The 1,443-nt window shown below is 39.7% G+C and carries 2 protein-coding genes; both read right to left on the reverse strand.

Annotated elements, in window-relative coordinates:
• The coding region (locus V7137_RS30520; RefSeq protein ID WP_335701536.1) for a TPM domain-containing protein at nt 1-728 on the reverse strand (728 nt) is incomplete at its 3' end.
• Nucleotides 728-1,288 (reverse strand): LemA family protein, encoded by a 561-nt coding sequence (locus tag V7137_RS30525; protein WP_420490206.1) that lies wholly within the window; start codon nt 1,286-1,288, stop codon nt 728-730. The genes V7137_RS30520 and V7137_RS30525, both read right to left, overlap by 1 nt.
• Nucleotides 1,289-1,443: the final 155 nt, after the last annotated feature.

A 1,443-nucleotide genomic window follows, 5' to 3' on the forward strand; every position in this document is an offset into this window, starting at 1 on the left:
CCGGAAGAACCACCTCCACCTCCTCGAGAACCACCACTTCCACCGCCGCCGCCTCCTCTACCTCCACCTCTAGAGATGATGGATAGGAGAAGATAGGTGAGCGTCCCACCAAAAAACTTAAAATCAAAAAATACAACGACAATCACTACAATGACCAGCAACCAACTGGGAATACCAATTCCTTTATCATCTGTGGTCTGCTTACTTACTTCTCCATTTTTTCCATACTCAGCGAGGACTTCGTTTGCGAGAACTTTATAGGTTTCAACTATCGCTTTGTCCGGCTGCTGATTTTTTAAATATGGAATGGCATATTCATCAAGAATTCGACCTGCTTTTCCATCTGGAATTCTGCCTTCTAGTCCATAGCCTACTTCAATCCTTACTTTCCGATCCTGCATGGATAGGACTATTAAAACACCATTGTTTTCTCTTTTATTCCCGATTCCATATTGCCGAAAAGCTTCATTCGCAAACTCTTCTATCGTTCGGTCTCCAATCGTTTCTACAGTCAAAACAGCAATTTGTGCCGTTGTTTGGTCTTCAATGTTCCTGCCTAAATTGATTAATTCGGCTCTTTCTGTTTCGTTTAATACATTGGCAAAGTCCTGTACGTAAATATCGCCGACAGGTGCAGGAATTTGGACATCCTGAGCTTGAGTATTTACAGCACACAGAAAAAAAGTGAAAAACACCAATAATAGGCTGAAGACCCGATTCGCATTCATTATTCATTGCCCCCAAAGTCAACTTTTGGAACTTCCTTCGCATTAGGGTCTGCTTTAAAGTATTCTTTTTCATCAAAACCGGTTATCCCTGCAATAAGTGCACCAGGGAATCTTTTTACTTTTTTATTGTAAACTGCCACTTGATCATTATAATCTTTGCGTGCTACTGCAATTCTATTTTCCGTTCCTGCCAGTTCATCCATTAATTGGGTAAACTGCTGATTGGCTTTTAGATCGGGATAATTTTCAACAACAACAAGCAATCGACTTAACGCACCCGAGAGCTCTGAATTAGCTGTAGCTTGTTCTTGCGGCGTATCCGCACCAGCTAATCTTGCCCGGGCATCTGAAATGGAGGCAATGACTTCTTTTTCATGTGAAGCAAAACCTTTTACCGTATTAACTAAGTTTGGAATTAAGTCGAGCCTTCTTTGCAGTTGGGTTTCAATTTGAGCATAGGACTGGTCCACATTTTCCTCTAAATTGACAAAGGAGTTATAGCTGGAGACTAACATGGCACCAAAAATAACCACCACTGCGATGATGACACCAATTACCATATAACCTTTTTTCAAAATAATCACGTCCCTTCCAATATAAGTATATTTCAATTTTAAAAATTATTCCTTTATCAACCTTTAGCTTTTGTTATTCTTAGTACATTTCATTCTAGATTTCAAATTTACATAAAAAAGCCTGATTCCTTATAGGGCAA

The organism is Neobacillus drentensis (assembly GCF_036962765.1).
Classification (GTDB): Bacteria; Bacillota; Bacilli; order Bacillales; family Cytobacillaceae; genus Neobacillus; species Neobacillus drentensis_C.